Origin of the sequence: Streptomyces sp. SD31 (assembly GCF_052068475.1) — a bacterium.
In the GTDB taxonomy this organism is placed as follows: Bacteria; Actinomycetota; Actinomycetes; order Streptomycetales; family Streptomycetaceae; genus Streptomyces.
The window spans coordinates 500,749-521,512 of the sequence record NZ_JBQHCX010000003.1; the positions used below are offsets into that span (position 1 = coordinate 500,749).

The window sequence follows — 20,764 nt, forward strand, 5'->3', positions numbered from 1 at the left end:
CCGGGTGGGGCCCCGCGCCCGGGGAAACAGGCGACGCGCTCAGAGTTCGAGGCGCTGTCCGGGCACGATCAGATGGGGATCACCGCCGATGACGGACTTGTTGGCGGCGTAGAGCCGCTCCCAGGTCGTTCCGTGCCGGGCGGCGATACCGCTCAGCGTGTCGCCCTCACGGACGGTGTAGTCACCGCGGGACGAGCCGCGGTTCGGGTGTCCCGCCGAACGCTCCGGCGTCTGCGACGGCGTCGACGGGGCCGCCTTGGCGGAGGAGGCTGAGGAGGAGGCCGAGCCGGTGGCGGGGGCCGCGGGTGCGCCTCCGGACGCTCCGGCACGGGCCGAACAGGTCGGCCACGCACCCCACCCCTGGGCGCGCTGGACCTTGGTGGCCACGGCGATCTGCTGGGCCTTGCTTGCCTGGTCCGCCGTCGGCGCGTAGGCCGTACCGCCGTACGCGCGCCAGGTGGAGGGGGCGAACTGCAGTCCGCCGTAGTAGCCGTTGCCGGTGTTGATGTGCCAGTTGCCGCCGCTCTCGCACTGTGCGATGCGGTCCCACACTCCGCCGTCCGCCGCCGCGGCGTTGCCGGTGGCGGCCAGCAGCCCGAGCGGGGCGAGCAGTGCCGCCCCGGCGAGGACCGCCGTCGTACGAGTCCGGCTCCGGTTCGGAGCCTGCTGCGCCTTGAGACCGTTGCCGTGAGTGTTATCGGCACATTCGGACATGTAGTTCCCTCTCGAAGGACTCGGGGTCCCCCAGGGCGAAGCACCACTCCCACGCCATGGGGCGTGTGAGTCGCGCTCACCCCGTCCGCCGGAGTCGGTACTGCGAGCTGGCTTGTTGCGGCCGGCGGACGTACCCGAGCGGTGCTCGTTGCACACGGCCGAGGAATGTAGGGAGGGCGCCCGGTCGGCATCAACCAACTCCTTGTCATTCCAGGCCAGTTCGCCGTTACCTCCGGTATCAGCGATTTTTGGCCACCCACTTCATTCGCTGATTTCCGGATTTGTCGACCAACAACCCCGGCGATCTGTGACGCACCCCACGCACCCAACTTCCTTTGGCAACCAAGGAGTTGACGGTGAGTACGCGATTCCGCGCCCGAGGTGACCGTGCGCTGTGGATGGTTCGATTCCGTTCGCCCGAGTGCGTGACTCCCGCCACAGATCGTCCGTTGTCTTCTTCATGAGCCCGGCACCCGCCCGGTTCACGGGCCGGGAGCCACCCGGCCCCGCCACGCACTGCATCCCGAGGGAGCCAACCGTGCCGCGCATGCTCGACGTCAGCGACGAGGTACGTGCCGAGATCGGCGACGAAGAAGCCGACCGGCTGCTCGCCGGAGAGAACGCCCCCGGCAGTTACGACTGCACGTCCTGCCGCACCCCGGGCGACTCCGAACAGGAGCGCACCAGCACCGTCCTGTTCATCGGGGACGAGACCGCAGTCCTCGCCTTCGCCCACGCCACCTGTCTGCCCTCGCAGGTCGTCCAGGTCACCGAGGAGCAGTTGCAGGGTGCCGTGAAGTCCATCACCGGCGACCGCGTCGATCTGGAGCCGGAGTCGATCGTGCCGGAGCAGGCCGTGCTCGGCGTGACCAGCGGACTGGTGCTGATCGCCGGGGAACTGCACCCCGCGCTGGTCGTCGAACCGACCGGACCCATCGTGCGCCCCGGGGCGATCGGTGCCGGGGACGACTTCCTGCCGCTGCTCATCGAGCAGGGGTTCATGCCGGTGACGGAGCTGGCCGATGTACCGCCGGTGCTGCACGGCTGGTCCGTGCTGCTGGCCATGGGGCAGCTGCACGCAGTCCTCCAGCCCGGGACCAACGGCGGGCAGCCGGTCGCCTGGTGGCAGGCGCATCAGCCGTTGCTGGTGACCGACGGCTGGCGGGCCGCCGCGAACAAGCACCAGCAGGTGCTGATGTTCGCGGCACCGGTGGGTTCGATCGGGCGTCAGCCCCGGGAGGATCTGCTGCGGGAGGCGCTGGACAAGGCCGCGGCGAACGGCAAATTGGTCGGGGCGGCGTTGCCTCTCGCGGGCACCTGAGAGCGCCTGCCTCGCGCCCCCGGGACGTTGCCGGCGCCCCCGATGAGCAGGCGATCCTTCGCGGCGGCCGCATCCCTTCGAGCGCGGGGTCGTTTGGACATACGTGCATGCATACGACGTTCCCCGCCATCAGGGCGGCCCCTCGCCCACGCCGATCTACGACGCGCTCTACGCCGAGTACGTCAAGTCCTTCCGCTCGCTGCCGGGTGATCGCAGCGGTGAGGAGGAGCTGGGGTTCATCGCGTTCGGGAACATCCCGCGGAGTACGGGCTCGTACGGGGGGCACCGCCCGGGGTCGTTCAGCAGCTCGTACACCGCCTACAGCGCGGGGGCCCACAGTGCGCGCCAGGGCCACGGCCAGCAGCCGCAGTGGCAGCGCGTCGGTCATATCGGCCCCCAGGGCACGGGGATGCACCATGTCCCGGCCGCGCTGCCACCGGCGCGCAGAGGCTGAACACACGGAAGGGCGGCCCGGTACGGGCCGCCCTTCCGTCATGTCCGTTGCTTCTTCTACTTCTGCTACTTCTTCTTGCCGCGCTTCTCCCGCACCCGCACCGAGATATGGATCGGCGTGCCCTCGAAGCCGAACTCCTCGCGCAGCCGGCGCTCGATGAACCGGCGGTAGCCCGCCTCGATGAAACCGGAGGCGAAGAGCACGAACCGCGGGGGCTTGGTGCCGGCCTGGGTGCCGAACAGGATGCGGGGCTGCTTGCCGCCGCGGATCGGGTGGGGGTGGGCGGCGACCAGCTCGCCGAGGAAGGCGTTCAGGCGGCCGGTCGGGACGCGGGTCTCCCAGCCGGCGAGGGCCGTCTCGATCGCCGGGACCAGCTTCTCCATGTGCCGGCCGGTGCGCGCGGAGACGTTGACCCGGGGCGCCCAGGCGACCTGGCCGAACTCGGTCTCGATCTCCCGCTCCAGGTAGTAGCGGCGCTCCTCGTCGAGGGTGTCCCACTTGTTGTAGGCGATCACCATCGCGCGGCCCGCCTCCACGGCCATCGTGACGATGCGCTGGTCCTGCACCGAGATGGACTCGGAGCCGTCGATCAGGACGACGGCGACCTCGGCCTTCTCGACGGCGGCCGCGGTGCGCAGCGAGGCGTAGTAGTCGGCGCCCTGCTGGAGGTGGACGCGCTTGCGGATGCCCGCCGTGTCGACGAACTTCCAGGTCCTGCCGCCCAGTTCGATGAGCTCGTCGACCGGGTCGCGGGTCGTACCGGCGATTTCGTTGACGACGACGCGCTCCTCGCCCGCCACCTTGTTCAGCAGGGACGACTTGCCGACGTTCGGGCGGCCGATCAGGGCGATGCGGCGCGGACCGCCGATGCCGCCCCCGCCGAAGGACTCGCGCGGGGCGTCCGGCAGCGCCTCCAGGACGGCGTCCAGCATGTCGCCGGTGCCACGGCCGTGCAGCGCGGAGACAGGGTGGGGCTCCCCCAGCCCCAGCGACCACAGATAGGCGGCGTCCGCCTCGCCACTGGGACCGTCGACCTTGTTGGCGCACAGCACCACGGGCTTGCCGGCCTTGCGCAGCAGTCGTACGACCGCCTCGTCGGTGTCGGTCGCACCCACCTTGGCGTCGACCACGAACACGACGGCGTCGGCGGCCTCGATCGCGAACTCGGCCTGCGCGGCCACGGAGGCGTCGATGCCGAAGACGTCCTGCTCCCAGCCGCCGGTGTCGACGACCTTGAAGCGGCGGCCGGCCCACTCGGCCTCGTAGGTCACGCGGTCACGGGTGACGCCGGGCTTGTCCTCGACGACCGCCTCGCGGCGACCGATGATGCGGTTGACGAGAGTCGACTTGCCGACATTGGGCCGCCCGACGACGGCGAGGACGGGAAGCGGCCCATGACCGGCCGCTTCGATCGCCCCCTCGACGTCCTCGAGGTCGAAGCCCTCTTCCGCGGCGAGCTCCATGAACTCCGCGTACTCGGCATCGCCAAGCTCTCCGTGGTCGTGCTCTTCGAGCGAGCCCTCGGAGTGGATGTGGTCGTTCATGAAGTCCGTACCTCGTTCATCGTGGTGATCGGTGAACCGCCCGGTGCCTTTGTGCCGGTCCGATCCACTACTCAGTGTCGCCTAGCGACCGGTCAGTCGCCTGGCGTTTTCCAGGTGCGCGGTGAGCTGCTTCTGGATGCGCTCGGTCGCCTCGTCCAACGCCTTGCGGGTACGCCGGCCGCTGCCGTCGCCCGCCTCGAAGGGGTCGCCGAAGACGACGTCGATACGGCTGCGCAGCGGAGGCAGCCCCTTTACCAACCGTCCCTGCCGTTCGGAACTTCCCAGCACGGCGATCGGGACGATCGGCGCCCCGCTGCGCACCGCGAAGTACGCGAGCCCGGCGCGCAGGGAGGCGAAGTCGCCCCCGCCTCGGGTGCCCTCCGGGAAGATGCCGAGGACACCTCCGGCCGACAGCACGTCGAGGGCCTGCGTGATCGCCGTACGGTCGGTGGTCTCGCGGTCCACCTTCAGCTGGCCGATGCCGGTCAGGAAGGGGTCGAGCGGTCCGACGAACGCCTCCTTCTTGATCAGGAAGTGTGTCGGCCGGGGCGCCACGCCCATGACCATCGGGCCGTCGATGTTGTGGGAGTGGTTGACGGCGAATATCACCGGCCCGGTCGCCGGCACCTTCCAGGCGCCGAGCACGCGCGGCTTCCACAGCCCGTACATCAGGCCGACGCCGATGCGCCGCCCGACCTCGGCGCCCTTCTCGGAGGGTGTCGTCACTTTCCGGCCCGCTTCTCCTCGACGAGCGTGACGACGCACTCGATGACCTGCTGCAGCGTGAGCTCGGTGGTGTCCACCTCGACCGCGTCGTCCGCCTTGGCGAGCGGCGAGGTCTTGCGGCTGGAGTCGGCCGCGTCCCGCTTCAGCAGCGCCTCGCGGGTCGTGTGCACGTCGGCGCCCTTCAGCTCGCCGCTGCGGCGGGCGGCGCGGGCCTCCGGGGAGGCGGTGAGGAAGATCTTCAGGTCGGCGTCGGGCAGCACGGTCGTACCGATGTCACGCCCCTCCACGACGATGCCGGCCTCCGCGGAGGTCGCCAGCGAGCGCTGCAGCTCGGTGATCCGCGTACGCACCTCCGGCACCGCACTGACCGCACTGACCTTGGAGGTGACCTCCTGGGTGCGGATCGGGCCGGCCACGTCGGTGCCGTCCACGGTGATCGTCGGGTTCGCCGGGTCGGTGCCGGAGACGATCTCGGGCTTGCCGGCCACGGCGGCGATCGCGGTCGGGTCCTCGATGTCGATCCCGTTGGCCACCATCCACCAGGTGATCGCCCGGTACTGGGCGCCGGTGTCGAGATAGCTCATCCCGAGCTGCGCGGCGACGGCCTTCGACGTGCTCGACTTGCCCGTGCCGGAGGGGCCGTCGATGGCGACAATCACGGGCTTGGCGGCACCGTTTTCCACGGGGGGACACCTTCCTGGTGCGGTGAGGCGGGAGGGGCGGGGCGCGAACGTGCCCCGCACAAGGTTACTGGGTGCGAGTCACTCATCCGGCCGCGCCGTCCCCAGCCCTCCCCCACCCCCAGGGGACGTCACCTCTCAACGCCGGCCCAGGCGGCGGGGGCGGGAAACCCTACTGACGGATCGCCCAGCCCCGTTCCCGCAGCGCAGCACTGAGCACCGGCGCCGCCTTCGGCTCCACCATCAGCTGAACCAACCCGGCCTGCTGCCCCGTCGCATGCTCGATCCGCACGTCCTCGATATTGACCCCGGCCCGCCCCGCATCCGCGAAGATCCGAGCCAGTTGCCCCGGCTGGTCGTCGATCAGCACCGCAACGACCTCGTAGACCCGAGGAGCCGCCCCGTGCTTACCGGGCACACGCACCTGCCCCGCGTTCCCGCGCCGCAGCACGTCCTCGATCCCGGACGTCCCCTCCAGCCGCTTGTCGTCGTCGGACGACTGCAGCGCCCGCAGCGCCCGCACCGTTTCCTCCAGATCCGCGGCGACATCCGTGAGCAGGTCGGCGACCGGCCCCGGGTTCGCGGAGAGGATGTCGATCCACATCCGCGGATCGGACGCCGCGATCCGCGTCACGTCACGAATGCCCTGACCGCACAGCCGTACGGCCGCCTCCTCGGCGTTCTCCAGCCGCGCGGCGACCATGCTGGACACCAGATGGGGCATGTGCGACACCAGGGCGACCGCCCGGTCGTGGGCGTCGGCGTCCATCACCACCGGCACCGCACGGCAGTGCGAGACCAGCTCCAGAGCGAGGTTCAGCACCTCGGTGTCGGTGTCGCGGGTCGGCGTCAGCACCCAGGGACGGCCCTCGAAGAGGTCCCCGGTCGCGGCCAGCGGCCCGGACTTCTCCCGGCCCGACATGGGATGCGTACCGATGTACGCGGACAGATCCAGCCCCAGCGCCTCCAGCTCACGCCGCGGCCCGCCCTTGACGCTGGCCACGTCGAGGTAGCCGCGGGCCACCCCCCGGCGCATGGCGTCGGCGAGCACCCCGGCCACGTGCGCGGGCGGGGAGGCGACGATCGCGAGGTCCACGGGCCCCTCGGGCGCCTCGTCCGTGCCGGCGCCGAGCGCGGCCGCCGTACGGGCCTGCTCGGGGTCGTGGTCGGCGAGGTGGACGACGACCCCACGCCCTGCCAGCGCCAGCGCGGCGGACGTACCGATGAGACCGGTTCCGATGACGAGTGCGGTTCTCACTGGGCGATGTCCTTGCGCAGGGCGGCCGCGGCGCCGAGGTAGACGTGCGCGATGTCGGCGCGGGGCTTGTCGGACTCGATGTGCGCGAGGACGCGCACGACCCGCGGCATGGCGCCGGCGATGTCCAGTTCCTGGGCGCAGATCAGCGGTACGTCGACGATGCCGAGCTTGCGGGCGGCGGCCGCCGGGAAGTCGCTGTGCAGATCGGGCGTGGCCGTGAACCAGATGCTGATCAGATCGTCCGGGCCCAGGCCGTTGCGCTCCAGGATCGCGGTGAGCAGGGCCCCGACCTGCTCGTCCATGTGGCCGGCCTCGTCCCGCTCCAGTTGGACGGCTCCCCGGACCGCTCGTACCGCCACGGCTTGGCTCCTTGCTGCTGTACGGATCGGCTCTTTCGCCGGTCCAGCCTAGTCAGCCCGGTTGCGGCGGACGCATGTCGCCCGCCCGCTGAGACACCGCCGGACACCCGAAGTCGACTTTGGGCCACTGTCACCCGTGCATCCCGGTTTCGCTACCGGACTGCGAACACCTCCGTGCGCCCCTGGACGCCCGGGCAGGGCTCCGCTCTCATGGGCAGCAAGCTCGCCTCGGGGGAGGCCTCATGAAGCGTCCCGGACCGTTGCTCACCCTTCTCGCGGGACTGTTGGTCGGTGTGTTCATGCTGTCGCTCAACGCGACGACGGGGGCGAAGAACACATCGTCCTCGTCCACGGACACCACGGCGGACACGGCGGCGGACACCACGAAGGCGCCGCCCGCGGCGACGGCGTCACCTACGCCCACCAGGACGCTCCCGTCGCCCTCGCCCGCCACGACCCCCGTCCCCGACGCCCGCTACACCGGCCGCACCGACGACGACTCCTCCGCCGTCGCCCTCACCCTGCGCCAGGGCCGGGCGATCGCGTACTTCTGCGACGGTCGCGCCAAGGAGTCCTGGCTCAAGGGCGAGGTGAACGACGATGGGACCATGCGGCTCACCGGCAAGGACGGTTCCGTCCTGAACGGCACCCTCGATCAGGGCAAGCGGATCCGCGGCACGGTCGACATCGACGGCGGGCACCACACCTTCACCGCCGGCCGGACGAAGGAGCCGTCGGGCCCGTACCGGGCCACCGCCACCGTGCGCGGCGCCGAGGTCGACGGCGGCTGGATCGTACTGCCGGACGGCCGGCAGGTCGGCGTCCTCACCCGCGACGGCGAGCCCTCACCCGCCCCGCGGATCGCCCCGGAGACCGGCGCGGTGACGGTCGACGGACAGCACCTCACGGCCCACCCCGCCACCCCCTGATCCAGGCCCCTGATCCAGGCCCTCTGATCCAGCCACCCCTGCCCCAGCCAACTGATCCCGCTCCTCGATCCCCCTCCTCACAGGAGTCGATCATGACCGTCGACCCGAACGCAGTCACCCAGGACTTCCCGTCCCCGCACCCCGGCCACCGCCGCCCGCGCCCGGCCCGCTATCTGGTCCCCGCGCTGGCCGCCGGCGCGGTCGCGGTGACCCTCGGCGTGTACGGCAAGGTCCACGACCCGAGCGGGACCGCCTTCAACCTCGCCGGGTTCAGCAGCACGGGCGCGGTCAAGTCATGGCTGGCGACGGCGGCGATCTTCTTCGCGCTGGTCCAACTGGCCTCCGCCTTCATGGTGTACGGCAAACTGCCGGGCCCGACCTGGTCGTCCGCACTGCACCGCTGGTCGGGCCGCGTGGCGTTCCTGGTCTCCGTCCCCGTGGCGGTGCACTGCCTGTATGCCCTGGGCTACCAGACGCACGAAACGCGCGTTTTCTGGCACTCCCTCCTGGGTTGCTTCTTCTTCGGTGCTTTCAGTGCAAAGATGCTGTTGCTCCGCTCGGAGCGACTTCCCGGCCGGCTGCTGCCGATCGTCGGCGGGCTGGTCCTCACCGCTCTCACGATCATCTGGCTCACATCCGCCCTCTGGTTCTTCCGCACTTTCGGAGTGACGACATGACCTACCGTCCGACGCGGCGCACGATCCTCATCGCGACGGGCACGGCAGGCGCGACGGCGCTCGTCGCGGGCTGTGGCGGTTCCGACGACAACGGCGACTCGACCTCGACCACCTCCCCCGGGCAAGACGACCAGGACGGCCAAGAGGGCCAGGAGCTGGCCACCACGTCCGAGATCCCGGTGGGCGGCGGCACGATCTTCAAGGACGAGGAGGTGGTGGTGACCCAGCCGAAGCAGGGCGACTTCAAGGCCTTCTCCGCCATCTGCACGCATCAGCAGTGCACGGTCGCGACGGTCGCGGACGGCACGATCAACTGCGTCTGCCACGGCAGCAAGTTCAACATCACGGACGGCTCGGTGGCGAACCCTCCGGCGACCAGGCCGCTGCCCGAGAAGAAGATCACCGTGGACGGAAATTCGATCCGCCTGGCGTGATCCGCCGCGTACGCTCCCGGGCATGCACCCCGAGACCCTGGTCCGCGACCACACGATCTACGCCTGCGTCATGGGCTCGCGCGCCTTCGGTCTGGCCACGGACGGCAGCGACACCGACCGCCGTGGCGTGTACCTCGCCCCCACTCCCCTCTTCTGGCGCTTCGACAAGCCGCCGACGCATGTCGAAGGCCCGCTGGAGGAGCAGTTCAGCTGGGAGTTGGAACGCTTCTGCGAGCTGGCCCTGCGCGCCAACCCGAACATCCTGGAGTGCCTGCACTCCCCGCTCGTGGAGTACGCCGACGACACCGGCCGCGAGTTGCTGGCCCTACGCGAGGCGTTCCTGTCCCGCCAGGCCCATGAGACGTTCACTCGCTACGCACTGGGCCAGCGCAAGAAGCTGGACGCCGACGTCCGCGTGCACGGCGCCCCGCGCTGGAAGCACGCGATGCACCTGATCCGCCTCCTGATCAGCGCCCGCGACCTGCTCCGCACCGGCCACCTCACGATCGACGTGGGCGACCATCGCGAGCCACTGCTCGCGGTCAAGCGCGGCGAGGTCCCCTGGCCGGAGGTCGAGTCCTGGATGACCCGCCTGGCGAGGGAGACGGAGGAGGCCTGCCACCACAGCCCGCTCCCGCCGGAGCCGGACCGCCGCCGCGTGGAGGACTTCCTGACACGGGTCCGCCGCTCCTCAGCCCTCCAGCCGGGCCCGTACGACGAAGGCAGGCAGGGCGTCGTAGGCCCTCGGAGCGTCGGGCAGCGCTGAAGCGCACTCCGCGCAGGCCCGCGTCGGGGGCGCGTGACGGAAGCCGTACAAATGCGCGCCGGAGACCGTCGCCGAACAGCACCGGGCCGGGCTGTTCGGCGACAACGGGTGCGAGGTCGACGTCCAGGGCGCCGGTCATCCGTCAAGCGTCCCAGAGCGCTCCGAGGGTCAGCAGATCTCCCCGGTACTCGACCCGGTCCGCCCACTGCGTCGGCCAGGCGTCGGCCCCGAGCCAGGCGCCCGCGAACGCGCCGGTCAGGCACGCGATCGAGTCCGAGTCCCCGGACGTGCAGGCGGCCCGGCGCAGGGCCGTCAGCGGCTCGTCGACGAACATCAGGAAGCACAACAACCCGGTCGCGAGGGCCTCTTCGGCGATCCAGCCGGCGCCGGTGGCCAGGCACGGGTCGGTCTCGGGCGAGGCCGTGCGTACGGCGTCCTGGAGGCGGCCCAGTATCTCCAGGCACTCGTCCCAGCCGCGCGCGATGAAGTGCTCGGGGGTGGGGTCCTGGCTGCGGGTCCACAGGTCGCCGAGCCAGCGCTCGTGGTAGTGGCTGCGGTTGTCGTAGGCGTACGACCGCAGCAACCCGACCAGCCCGGTCGGCTCGGCGCCCTGCGCGAGGAGCCGTACGGCGTGTGCGGTCAGGTCGGACGCGGCGAGCGCGGTCGGATGTCCGTGGGTGAGGGCGGACTGCAACTGGGCGGCGCCCGCCCGCTGTTCGTCACTCAGGCCGGGGATGAGCCCGATCGGCGCGACGCGCATGTTGGCGCCGCAGCCCTTGGAGCCGATCTGGCTGGCGTCCTGCCAGGACCTGCTCTCACTCTTCAGCAGATTGCAGGCGACCAGGCAGGTCCGGCCCGGCGCGCGATTGTTCTCGGGCGACTGGTACCAGTCGACGAACTCCTCCCGCACCGGCCGCTCCAGCCGCTTCGGTGTGAGCACACCCCGATCCATCGCCGTCCGCAGCCCCTTCCCCAACGCCAGCGTCATCTGGGTGTCGTCGGTGACGATCGCCGGCGTCGGCAGCTCCATCTCCCGCCAGGGCCCGCACTTGGCGAGGATCGTCGGCACGTCGTCGAACTCGGTCGGGAAGCCGAGCGCGTCCCCGAGGGCGAGGCCGAGCAGGGAGCCGGTGGCGGCGCGCTTGCGGACGGTGGTCGTGGTCATGTGGGGCGTCCTTCCGGGGTGGGCCGCAGCAGGGGTGGGTGGAGGGCGGTGGCGGTGCCCGCGCGGTAGAGCGCGGCCGGTTTGCCGCGGCCGCCGGTGAGCCGGGCGGCGCCGGGGACGGGTTCGACGAAGCCCGGCGTGGCGAGCACCTTGCGGCGGAAGTTGGGCCGGTCGAGGGCGGTGCCCCACACCGTCTCGTAGACCTGTTGCAGCTCGCCGAGGGTGAACTCGGGAGGGCAGAAGGCGGTGGCGAGACAGGTGTACTCGAGCTTGGCGCCGACGCGTTCATGGGCGTCGGCCAGGATCCGGTCGTGGTCGAAGGCGAGCGGCCCCGCCGTGTCGTACGGCACCCAGCGCGCCTGCGCCGCGTCGCTGCCACCGTGCGGCTCGGGCGGGTGGGGCAGCAGTGCGGTGAAGGCGACCGTCACCACCCGCATCCGGGGATCACGGTCGGGCTCGCTGTAGGTCCGCAGTTGCTCCAGATGCAGACCGGAGACGTCCAACAGGCCGGTCTCCTCGGCGAGTTCACGCCGGGCGGCCGTCTCCGCCGACTCGTCCGGCTGCACGAAGCCGCCCGGCAGCGCCCAGTCCCCCTTGTACGGCTCCTGCCCGCGCTCGACGAGCAGGACGTGCAGGACGCCGTCGCGGATGGTGAGGACGGCGAGGTCGGCGGTGACGGCGAAGGGTTCGTGGGCGTACTTGTCGTAGCCCTCGGGCGCGTTGGGTCCCGGCATGCCGCTCACCCCTTTATAGTCAGCACGACTATTAGTCACTCCGACTGTAAAGAGAGGTGGCTCGGTTCCACAACCCCCAGAAGGCAAAACCGGCACCAACGCCTAGGCACGCGAACGTTCCACCAACTCCCGAAGCTCCGACGGCCCCACATGGCCCCGCAAGCCCCACAAGGCCCCGCAAGGCCCCCTAGCGGCCCTTCAGGCGCCCGGAACGGCCTTGGCGCGGGTGCGGGCATCCGACGCCCCGCACGGCCCTCCAGCGCCCTCGGACAGTGATCGGCCGGCCCTGGAGCAACCCAGGACCGGCCGGTAGAGGAACAGACGCAGGTACGACCTACAGATCGACTTCCTTCATCAGCATGCCGACTTCGGTGTTCGACAGCCGCCGCAGCCAGCCCGACTTCTGGTCGCCCAGGGTGATCGGTCCGAAGGAGGTGCGCACCAGCTTCTCGACGGGGAAGCCCGCCTCCGCCAGCATGCGGCGCACGATGTGCTTACGACCCTCGTGCAGGGTGACCTCGACCAGGTAGTTCTTGCCGGTCTGCTCCACGACCCGGAAATGGTCCGCGCGCGCGTAGCCGTCCTCCAGCTGGATGCCGTCCTTGAGCTTCTTGCCCAGGTCGCGCGGGATGGGGCCGACGATGGCCGCGAGGTAGGTCTTCTTGACGCCGTACTTCGGGTGGGTGAGGCGGTGGGCCAGCTCGCCGTGGTTGGTGAGCAGGATGACGCCCTCGGTCTCGGTGTCGAGCCGACCGACGTGGAAGAGCCGGGTCTCGCGGTTGGTGACGTAGTCACCGAGGCACTGGCGGCCCTCGGGGTCCTCCATCGTCGAGACGACACCGGCGGGCTTGTTGAGCGAGAAGAACTGGTACGACTGCGTCGCGACCGTCAGCCCGTCGACCTTGATCTCGTCCTTCTCCGGGTCGACGCGCTTGCCCTGCTCCAGCACGATCTCACCGTTGACCTCGACCCGCGCCTGCTCGACGAGCTCCTCACAGGCACGCCGAGAGCCGTAACCGGCCCGAGCGAGCACCTTCTGGAGGCGCTCGCCCTCCTGCTCGGCGCCCGGGAAGGTCTTGGGCAGCTTGACGTCCTTCTTGCCCGCGTACCGCTCCCGGTTGCGCTCCTCGGCGCGCGCGTCGTACTCGCGGGAACTCGCCGGTGCCGAACGGCCCCGGCCGGTGCCGCGCTGCTGGCCCTGCTTGGGCCCGCCCTTGGCGCCGCCGCGCGCGGAGGCACCGCGCCCCGACTTCGGGCCGTCCTGGGTGGCGCCGGGGCCTACGTCGTAGCGCCGCTCCTCCGGGCGCGGCTTCTTCGGCCGGCCGCCCTGCTTGTCGTCGCGGTTGTTACCGGCGCCACGGTAGTTACCGCGGCCACCGCTGCTCCCGCCGCGGCCGCCGCTGTTGCCACCACGGCTCCCGCCGTTGTTTCCGCTGCTGTTCCTGCCGCTGCTGCTTCGCATCAAAGTTCCGTCTTGTCGTCTGCGTCCTCGGAATCCGGAGCGTCCGGATCGAACGACGGGACTCCTTCCAGCGTCTCGGCCTCGATCGCCTCCGCCTCCGGGAGGAAGGGCGCGAGCTCCGGGAGCTCGTCCAGACCGCGCAGGCCCATCCGCTCCAGGAAGTAGTTCGTCGTCCTGTACAGGATCGCACCTGTTTCGGGTTCCGTGCCCGCCTCCTCGACCAGCCCACGCTGAAGGAGGGTGCGCATGACACCGTCGCAGTTCACTCCGCGCACCGCCGAGACGCGGCTGCGGCTGACCGGCTGGCGGTACGCGACGACCGCGAGCGTCTCCAGGGCGGCCTGCGTGAGGCGGGCCGTCTGCCCGTCCAGCACCAGCCGCTCAACGGCGGCCGCGTACTCGGGGCGGGTGTAGAAACGCCAGCCGCCCGCGACGAACCGCAGCTCGAAGCCGCGCCCTTGCACGGCGTACTCGTCGGCCAGCTCCCGCAGGGCATCGGCGATCTGCCGGCGCGGCCGCTCCAGGAGCTTCGCGAGGCGCTCCTCGGTCGCGGGCTCGTCCACGACCATGAGCATCGCCTCCAGGGCGGGCTTGAGGTCGAGGTCGGCGACGGTGCGCAGCCCGACCGGAAGCTCGGTGGTGTCCTCACTCACGCCTTCTTCTCCTCCTTGGGCGGCTCGGGCGGCCGGTCGAACTCGTCGGTCACCATCGGCGTCTCGTCCCCGTCCCCACCGGTCCACCGGACGGTGAGTTCCCCGAGGGCGGTCTCCTGGTCGAGGGCCACGGCCTTCTCCCGGTACAGCTCCAGCAGCGCCAGGAATCGGGCTACGACGGTGAGGGTGTCGTCGGTGTCCTCGACGAGCGCCCGGAAGCTGGCCTCGCCGAGTTCCTTCAGCCGCGCGACGACGATCCCGGCCTGCTCCTGCACGCTCACCAGCGGCGCGTGGATGTGATCGACGTACACCTGCGGCTTCGGCTTGGGCTGCATCGCCTTGACCGCGAGCTTGGCGAATCCTTCCGCCCCGATGCTGATGACGACCTCGGGCAAGAGCTCGGCGTGGTGCGGCTCCAGCCCGACGGTCCGCGGATAACGCCGGGCCTCGTCGTCGAGCCGCCGGCTGAAGATGTCGGCGATCTGCTTGTACGCCCGGTACTGCAGCAGCCGCGCGAACAGCAGGTCCCGCGCTTCCAGCAGCGCGAGGTCGGCCTCGTCCTCCACCTCGGCCGAGGGCAGCAGCCGGGCCGCCTTGAGGTCGAGCAAGGTGGCCGCCACGACGAGAAACTCGGTCGTCTCGTCGAGATCCCAGTCCGAGCCCAACGCCCTGATGTGCGCCATGAACTCGTCGGTCACCTTGGACAGAGCGACCTCGGTGACGTCGAGCTTGTGCTTGGAGATCAGCTGGAGGAGGAGATCGAAGGGCCCCTCGAAGTTGGAGAGCCGAACCTTGAAGACCCCGTCGCCGGGCTCACCGGGATCCTGGGTTCCATCTGAGTCCTGGGCTTCGCCGGGCGCGGGTTCTTCCGGTTCGACAGCTTGCGGCTCGGTCTCGGGCCGGCCGCCGCCGTTGTGGGCAGGCGTTCCGCTGGGGGTCCCCCCAGGCCCTTCAGGCACTGGGGGAGGAACGGGTGGGCACAACGGCCCACCGGCGGAGGTCGAAGTCTCAACCTCAGGCGACGACTCGCTCTCCGCCTCCGCAGGAGGCGACAGAACCGGCTCAACCGGCGGAGCCACCGGTGCCGCCCCGGGGCCCCGCCCCAGCACACGCCGACGCCCGCCGGAGGCACCGGCGCCGGAGGCGGGAACGTCGTTCGAGGTCATGGCCCCCGCAGGCTACCGCTACCGCCCGCGAAGCCGTCGTACGAGGATGCTGGCGTCCCCGCGGGTCTCCAGATCGGCGAGGACCACGGCCACCGCCTCGCGGACGATCCGCCCGCGGTCGACGGCGAGCCCGTGCTCACCGCGGAGCACCAGACGCGCGTGCTCCAGATCCATGAGCTCCTCGGCGGAGACGTACACGGTGATCTTCTCGTCGTGCCGTTCGCGACCACTGGGCCGACGCGAGGCCGTCCGCCCGCGCTTGCGCGGCGCGGCGGCAGAGGCAGCGGCACCGGATGCGGCAGACCCTCCGACGGCGCCCCCAGGCGCCCCGGCAGAACCTTCCTGCACCTCTTGGCGTCGCGCGGAGCGCTCCGCGGCCCGGCTGCGGGACTCACCCGCGTCGACGGACTCCGCGTCGGCCGCCACATGCTCCGCGCCGTCACCGTCACCGCCCTGCGCGGGCACCGACTGCGGCGCGTCCTCCGCGGCGGCAGCGGGATCGCTCTCCCCCGCGGGAGCCGGCACCCGGGCCTCGCCGTTGGCCGGGCGCCGGGGAGTGGACGGCTGGAGCGCCATACCCCCTGTCGTACGGAACAGTTCGTCGGCCCCCGGCAGACTCACTCGGCGTGACACCGGGCGAGCACCTCCCTGGCGAGCTGGCGGTAGGCGGCGGCACCGACGGAGTTGGAGGCGTACGTCGTGATCGGCTCACCGGCGACCGTGGTCTCCGGGAAGCGGACCGTGCGCCCGATGACCGTGTGGTAGACGTGATCGTCGAAGGCCTCGACGACACGCGCGAGCACCTCACGGCTGTGCACGGTGCGCGAGTCGTACATCGTGGCGAGGATCCCGTCGAGCTCCAGCTCCGGGTTGAGCCGCTCCTGGACCTTCTCGATGGTCTCCGTCAGCAGCGCGACACCTCGCAGGGCGAAGAACTCGCACTCCAGGGGCACGATCACCTTGTGGGCGGCCGTCAGCGCGTTCACCGTGAGCAGACCCAGCGAGGGCTGACAGTCGATCACGATGAAGTCGTAGTCCGGCAGCAGCGGCTTCAGGGCGCGCTGCAGCGTGGACTCGCGCGCGACCTCGCTCACCAGCTGGACCTCGGCGGCCGACAGGTCGATGTTGCTCGGCAGCAGGTCCATGTTGGGGACCGCCGTCTTCAGGAGCACCTCGTCCGCCGACATGCCCCGCTCCATGAGCAGGTTGTAGACGGTGAGGTCGAGCTCCATCGGGTTGACGCCGAGACCGACCGAGAGCGCGCCCTGGGGGTCGAAGTCGACGAGCAGGACCCGGCGTCCGTACTCCGCGAGCGCGGCACCCAGGTTGATGGTCGACGTCGTCTTGCCGACGCCGCCCTTCTGGTTGCACATCGCGATGATCTTCGCGGGACCGTGATCGGTCAGCGGGCCCGGGATCGGGAAGTACGGCAGCGGGCGCCCGGTCGGGCCGATGCGCTCGCGGCGCTGGCGGGCAGCGTCGGGCGCGAGCGTGGCCGCGTACTCGGGATCGGGCTCGTACTCCGCGTCGGGGTCGTAGAAGTGCCCCTCGGGCAGTTCGTCGTAGTCGGCGAAGTGGTTGTGGGGCGCGCCACTTCCGTCGCCGGCCATGGCGTTCACGTGATGGCCATCCATGCTCATGTTTGCTGGCTGAGTCACCCCTGAGGTCAGGTGACCCTGGTGGGCTGCGAAGGTGCGCACCGCGACGGAGCCGACAGCCTCGAATCCCGCGGGACCCTGGCCCCGTACCGGCATTCCTGGTTGACCACCCCCGGGAGAAAATGTCGACTCATTCACAAGTCGTCTTACCTCCTTGGGGACCAGGAAACTTCTAGACAGGTCAGCGTGGCACCATGCCGACGGTTGGCGACTCTATGGCGTGTCGGCGGTTCGCAGCAACACAATCCGCCGGACCGGGCAGATGTGTCGACAATGAAACATCTCGCTGTCAAGGGCGTACGGCCGTCGCACGGCAGGTTTCACCGGTGTACGAATCGGTCGAAGGGTTGCGTTCGAGGCGAGTTGACCGAGAGTCGCAAAGTGACCATACACACATCCGGCCGGACCTTTTCGGGCAAGGTCCGGCCGGGTGCGTTCGGTTGACGACTCGTGTTGACGTATCGCCTTTACCAGAAAGTGACTTAACCGATCGGCTCAGCCGAGCAGCGTTTCGAGCTCCACGTGCTCCAGGTCGTGCGCCTCCGCGACCTCCCGGTAAACCACCTTGCCGTCATGCGTGTTGAGGCCCTTGGCCAGCGCGGGGTCGCGACGCAGGGCCTCCACCCAGCCGCGGTTGGCCAGTTCGACGATGTACGGCAGCGTGGCGTTGGTCAGTGCGTAGGTGGAGGTGTTGGGCACCGCGCCGGGCATGTTGGCGACGCAGTAGAAGACCGAGTCGTGGACCCGGAAGGTCGGCTCGGCGTGCGTCGTCGGGCGGGAGTCCTCGAAGCAGCCGCCCTGGTCGATCGCGATGTCGACAAGGACACTTCCCGGCTTCATCCGGGAGACCAGCTCGTTGGTGACCAGCTTCGGGGCCTTGGCGCCCGGGATCAGGACGGCGCCGATGACGAGGTCGGCCTCCAGGACGGCCTTCTCCAGCTCGAAGGCGTTGGACATGATCGCCCGCACCTTGGTGCCGAAGACCTTGTCCGCCTCGCGCAGCTTGTTGATGTCGCGGTCGAGCAGCGTGACGTGGAAGCCCATGCCGACGGCGATCTGCGTCGCGTTCCAGCCGGAGACGCCGCCGCCGATGACCACGGCCTTGGCGGGCTGGGTGCCGGGGACGCCACCGGGGAGCACGCCACGGCCGCCGGCCGAGCGCATCAGGTGGTAGGCGCCGACCTGCGGGGCGAGGCGGCCCGCGACCTCGGACATGGGAGCGAGCAGCGGGAGCGCGCGGCTGGGCAGCTCGACGGTCTCGTAGGCGATCGCCGTGGTGCCGGACTCGATGAGCGCGTCCGTGCACTCCTTGGAGGCGGCCAGGTGCAGGTAGGTGAAGAGCGTCTGGTCCTTGCGGAGGCGGTGGTACTCCTCGGCGATGGGCTCCTTGACCTTCAGCAGCAGGTCGGCGGTGGCCCAGACCTCGTCGGCGGTCGGCAGGATCCGGGCGCCTGCGGCGATGTACTCGCTGTCCGGGATCGACGAGCCGACACCGGCGTCCTGCTCGATGACGACCTGGTGGCCGTGGCGCACCAGCTCATGCACGCCGGCGGGGGTGATGGCCACCCGGAACTCGTTGTTCTTGACCTCGCGGGGGATGCCGACCTTCACGTCGATCACGGTCCTTGGCTCAGAGGGTGTGGGGGCATTACAAGACATACCCAGGCATGCAGGGCACACCGGGAGACACCGCAGGAGAAGGTGCGGCAGAGCCAGTCTAATGAAGGCGTTCTCGCTGTCTAGCCTTTCATTGCATCAATCTTCAGCGGATGTACTGCGGATTTCGCAGGCGTTAGCGTCGTGTTCCGGCTCGAAAGCGTCTTGCCGGGGCTCAGGCTCGGCCGCATCGGACTCCTGAGGCTCCTCCCCCAGCATCCGCTGGGCGGCGCCCCGGTGCAGCTGCGCCGCCGCGGGATCGCCCAGATGCTCCAGGGTGTCGGCGAGCCGCAGGAACAGCGCCGCCTGCAACCGCGTGTCCTCGGCGCGCCGCGCCAACTCCACCGCCTCCCGGCAGGTGCGCAGCGATTCCTCGGGCCGCCCCGCGTACTCCTGGACCCGCGCCAGCTCGCTCAACGCCCGCGCCTGGCCCGCGACATCGCCGTTCTTGCGGTGCCCGGCGATCGCGGCCCGCCAGTTGCGCAGCGCCTCGCCGTACCGGCCCGCGAAGGTGTGGGCGGCGCCGATACGGCCGTACAGCCGGGCGGCGTCGGCGCGCTCGCCCCGGGCCAGCCGCTGGGCCAGCGCCCGGCCGAACCAGTCGGCGGCCCGGTCGTAGTCCCCGAGCTCCAGGTGGGCGCCGCCTACGGATTCCATCGCGCGACCGGTTGCATACGGGTCGTTCGCCTCCCGTCCGGCGTCCAGCGCGGCCCGATAGCTCACCAGTGCCGCCTTCGTCCGCCCCGTCCGGGCGTCGAGGTCGCCGAGGTTCAGCAGGGCCGCGGCCTTCTCGCGGGGCAGGTTCCGGCGCTCGGCCACGTCGAGGACCAGGCGGTGGATGCCGTACAGGTCACCGGCGGCGGCCTGTGTGCCGAAGTGCGCGACCATGGCTCTGACCAGCTGGGACATCAGACGCCGGGCCAAGGTGTCCAGCTCCCCGTCGGCGACCGCGGCGCGGGCCGAGGCCAGCAGGGCGGGCCTGCGGATCTCGATCCAGTCCGCGGCCGCCCGGGGGTTGGGGAAGCGCAGGGCCCGGGGCGTGTCGAGGAGCTTCTGCCGGGCCTCGGGGTCGTCGGTCTCGGTGATCGCCCGGCAGGACTGCAGCAGCCGTACGGTCCGCTCCAGCATGCGGGCGCGCGCCAGCTGGATCTCGCCGGGGCGGTCCTGGGTCTCGGTGCGGGCTGTGAGGAGGGGGTGCAGGCAGGCCGGGACCACGTACTGCGGCAGCGGCGAGTCGACGGCGTGCAGCAGGCCGAGGGCGACGAAGTCGTCCAGGGTGGCGCAGGCGCCGTCGACCGAGCAGCCGGCCAGGGCGGAGGCGGTGTGCGGGTCGACCAGGCCGCCCGGCGCGAGGGAGAGCAGCCGCAGTATCCGGGCGGCAGGGCCCGGGAGGGACGCGTAGACGAGCCGGAAGACCCGGCTGAGCGGTGTGCCCTCCTCGCCCTCGGCGTGCACCTGCTTGGCGAGGTCGGCGACGGCCACCTTGGGGCGGGCGGCGAGCCAGCCACCCGCCAGCAGCAGCGCGGCCGGCTGCCCCTGCAGGACCTCGACGAGGTCCTCGGCGGCCCGCGGGTCGACGGTGATGCGGACCGAGCCGGCCTGCCGGGACAGCAGCTCCACCGCCGACTTGGTGTCCAGGCCGCCCAGCGTGCAGGGCCGCACGCCCGGGATTCCGGTCAGCGGACCGTGGGAGACGGCCACGACCAGGCACTGCGAGGCGTCCGGCAGCAGGGCGTCGACCTGCTCCGCCTCGGCCGCGTCGTCGAGCAGGAGCAGGACCCGGCGCTCCGCCAGCGCTTCGCGCAGGGCCGCCGTGAGGTCGTCCTCGGCGGCGCCGGGCGGGGTCGGCCGGTCCAGGGCGGTGAGCAGTTCACGGGCGGTGCGCTCGATGGGGACGGGGGTGCCGTCGGGCTCGCTCAGGCGGGCGCGCAGCACGCCGTCGGCGTAACGGTCCGCCACCTGCCGTACCAGTTCCTCGGCGAGCGCGGTACGGCCCGAGCCGGGGCGGCCGGCGATGAGCAGCACGCGCGCGCGTGGTGCCTTGCGCCCGGAGAGGGTGTCCAGGCCCGCACGCTCGATGTCGGCGCGGAGCTCCTTCAACTCGCGTGTGCGGCCCAGGAATTGGCGCGGACGGGAAGCCTGTGCCGACGCCCGCACGCCGCCTGTGTCCACCGCCTGATCCGTCACGGGCCACGCTCCCGTCCCACCACACGCGCAAGCCCGCCGGGAATCCGGCCAGGGCGTCTCCAGAGCCTAGTTCACGCTCCGCGACGATCCCTGAGCAGCACGGCGGACACATCCCCCGACCGGATCAGCAGATCGTAGGACCGGCACCATCAAACGAGCGTGAGGACCGCGCCCCTCAAGGGGCGCGGGGCTCTGCCGATATGCGGCTCCGCCGCGTGGGC

General features: G+C 70.9%; 21 protein-coding genes and 1 pseudogene. 6 read left to right on the forward strand and 16 right to left on the reverse strand.

Annotated features, from left to right (window positions below):
* Positions 1-39: 39 nt before the first annotated feature.
* Positions 40-714, reverse strand: coding sequence for a transglycosylase family protein (locus ACTMVF_RS09665; protein ID WP_441270524.1), 675 nt, complete (start codon positions 712-714; stop codon positions 40-42).
* A gap of 538 nt (positions 715-1,252) precedes the next feature.
* Between ACTMVF_RS09665 and ACTMVF_RS09670 the strand changes: the two genes are divergently transcribed.
* Positions 1,253-2,035, forward strand: coding sequence for a hypothetical protein (locus tag ACTMVF_RS09670; RefSeq protein ID WP_403333612.1), 783 nt, complete (start codon positions 1,253-1,255; stop codon positions 2,033-2,035).
* Positions 2,036-2,138: 103 nt separating this feature from the next.
* Positions 2,139-2,489 carry a hypothetical protein gene (locus tag ACTMVF_RS09675; protein ID WP_302001779.1) on the forward strand — a complete coding sequence of 117 codons (351 nt, stop codon included), beginning with the start codon at positions 2,139-2,141 and terminating at the stop codon, positions 2,487-2,489.
* A gap of 65 nt (positions 2,490-2,554) precedes the next feature.
* Here the strand turns inward: ACTMVF_RS09675 and der are convergent, their stop codons facing one another.
* The 5 genes from der to aroH all read right to left on the reverse strand — a co-directional run bounded on the left by der (position 2,555) and on the right by aroH (position 7,056).
* Positions 2,555-4,033, reverse strand: a complete 1,479-nt coding sequence (der, locus tag ACTMVF_RS09680) for a ribosome biogenesis GTPase Der (RefSeq protein ID WP_441270525.1) — start codon at positions 4,031-4,033, stop codon at positions 2,555-2,557.
* A gap of 81 nt (positions 4,034-4,114) precedes the next feature.
* Complete coding sequence (locus tag ACTMVF_RS09685) at positions 4,115-4,702, reverse strand: lysophospholipid acyltransferase family protein (RefSeq protein ID WP_441270567.1); 588 nt, start codon at positions 4,700-4,702, stop codon at positions 4,115-4,117.
* Positions 4,703-4,755: 53 nt separating this feature from the next.
* Positions 4,756-5,442: a (d)CMP kinase gene (gene cmk, locus ACTMVF_RS09690; protein ID WP_441270526.1), complete on the reverse strand. Its 687-nt coding sequence runs from the start codon at positions 5,440-5,442 to the stop codon at positions 4,756-4,758.
* Between the two features lie 169 nt (positions 5,443-5,611).
* Entirely contained in the window at positions 5,612-6,697 is a 1,086-nt protein-coding gene (locus ACTMVF_RS09695) for a prephenate dehydrogenase (protein WP_441270527.1), read from the reverse strand.
* Positions 6,694-7,056: a chorismate mutase gene (aroH, locus tag ACTMVF_RS09700; RefSeq protein WP_441270528.1), complete on the reverse strand. Its 363-nt coding sequence runs from the start codon at positions 7,054-7,056 to the stop codon at positions 6,694-6,696. The genes ACTMVF_RS09695 and aroH overlap by 4 nt, the downstream gene beginning before the upstream one ends.
* A gap of 242 nt (positions 7,057-7,298) precedes the next feature.
* Between aroH and ACTMVF_RS09705 the strand changes: the two genes are divergently transcribed.
* From ACTMVF_RS09705 to ACTMVF_RS09720, 4 genes are all read left to right on the forward strand, one after another.
* Positions 7,299-7,985, forward strand: a complete 687-nt coding sequence (locus ACTMVF_RS09705) for a hypothetical protein (protein WP_441270529.1) — start codon at positions 7,299-7,301, stop codon at positions 7,983-7,985.
* A gap of 92 nt (positions 7,986-8,077) precedes the next feature.
* On the forward strand, positions 8,078-8,662 hold the full coding sequence (locus ACTMVF_RS09710; protein ID WP_441270530.1) for a DUF6529 family protein: 585 nt from the start codon (positions 8,078-8,080) through the stop codon (positions 8,660-8,662).
* Entirely contained in the window at positions 8,659-9,096 is a 438-nt protein-coding gene (locus tag ACTMVF_RS09715) for a Rieske (2Fe-2S) protein (protein ID WP_441270531.1), read from the forward strand. The genes ACTMVF_RS09710 and ACTMVF_RS09715 overlap by 4 nt, the downstream gene beginning before the upstream one ends.
* Before the next feature lie 22 nt (positions 9,097-9,118).
* Positions 9,119-9,862, forward strand: coding sequence for a nucleotidyltransferase domain-containing protein (locus ACTMVF_RS09720; RefSeq protein ID WP_441270532.1), 744 nt, complete (start codon positions 9,119-9,121; stop codon positions 9,860-9,862).
* On the opposite strand, the pseudogene ACTMVF_RS09725 reads toward ACTMVF_RS09720, so the two are convergent.
* From ACTMVF_RS09725 to ACTMVF_RS09770, 10 genes and pseudogenes are all read right to left on the reverse strand, one after another.
* A pseudogene (locus ACTMVF_RS09725) lies at positions 9,825-10,001 on the reverse strand (DNA polymerase beta superfamily protein); the annotation flags it as partial. The gene ACTMVF_RS09720 and the pseudogene ACTMVF_RS09725 sit on opposite strands and share 38 nt — an antisense overlap.
* A gap of 3 nt (positions 10,002-10,004) precedes the next feature.
* Entirely contained in the window at positions 10,005-11,027 is a 1,023-nt protein-coding gene (locus tag ACTMVF_RS09730; protein ID WP_441270533.1) for an ADP-ribosylglycohydrolase family protein, read from the reverse strand.
* Positions 11,024-11,761 carry an NUDIX hydrolase gene (locus ACTMVF_RS09735; protein WP_441270534.1) on the reverse strand — a complete coding sequence of 246 codons (738 nt, stop codon included), beginning with the start codon at positions 11,759-11,761 and terminating at the stop codon, positions 11,024-11,026. The genes ACTMVF_RS09730 and ACTMVF_RS09735 overlap by 4 nt, the downstream gene beginning before the upstream one ends.
* A gap of 334 nt (positions 11,762-12,095) precedes the next feature.
* Positions 12,096-13,223: a pseudouridine synthase gene (locus tag ACTMVF_RS09740; protein WP_441270535.1), complete on the reverse strand. Its 1,128-nt coding sequence runs from the start codon at positions 13,221-13,223 to the stop codon at positions 12,096-12,098.
* The gene (gene scpB / locus ACTMVF_RS09745) at positions 13,223-13,876 is read right to left on the reverse strand and encodes an SMC-Scp complex subunit ScpB (RefSeq protein ID WP_441270536.1); all 654 of its coding nucleotides are present in this window, start codon (positions 13,874-13,876) and stop codon (positions 13,223-13,225) included. The genes ACTMVF_RS09740 and scpB overlap by 1 nt, the downstream gene beginning before the upstream one ends.
* Entirely contained in the window at positions 13,873-15,042 is a 1,170-nt protein-coding gene (locus ACTMVF_RS09750) for a segregation and condensation protein A (protein WP_441270537.1), read from the reverse strand. Before ACTMVF_RS09750 ends, scpB begins: the two co-directional genes overlap by 4 nt.
* Positions 15,043-15,060: 18 nt before the next feature.
* Complete coding sequence (locus ACTMVF_RS09755; protein ID WP_441270538.1) at positions 15,061-15,675, reverse strand: hypothetical protein; 615 nt, start codon at positions 15,673-15,675, stop codon at positions 15,061-15,063.
* Complete coding sequence (locus tag ACTMVF_RS09760) at positions 15,660-16,796, reverse strand: ParA family protein (RefSeq protein WP_079052605.1); 1,137 nt, start codon at positions 16,794-16,796, stop codon at positions 15,660-15,662. Before ACTMVF_RS09760 ends, ACTMVF_RS09755 begins: the two co-directional genes overlap by 16 nt.
* Positions 16,797-17,195: 399 nt before the next feature.
* On the reverse strand, positions 17,196-18,311 hold the full coding sequence (gene ald / locus ACTMVF_RS09765; RefSeq protein ID WP_441270568.1) for an alanine dehydrogenase: 1,116 nt from the start codon (positions 18,309-18,311) through the stop codon (positions 17,196-17,198).
* A 144-nt stretch (positions 18,312-18,455) separates the two neighbouring features.
* A complete protein-coding gene (locus tag ACTMVF_RS09770; protein ID WP_441270539.1) occupies positions 18,456-20,543 on the reverse strand; it encodes a tetratricopeptide repeat protein in 2,088 nt (695 codons plus the stop codon).
* Positions 20,544-20,764: the final 221 nt, after the last annotated feature.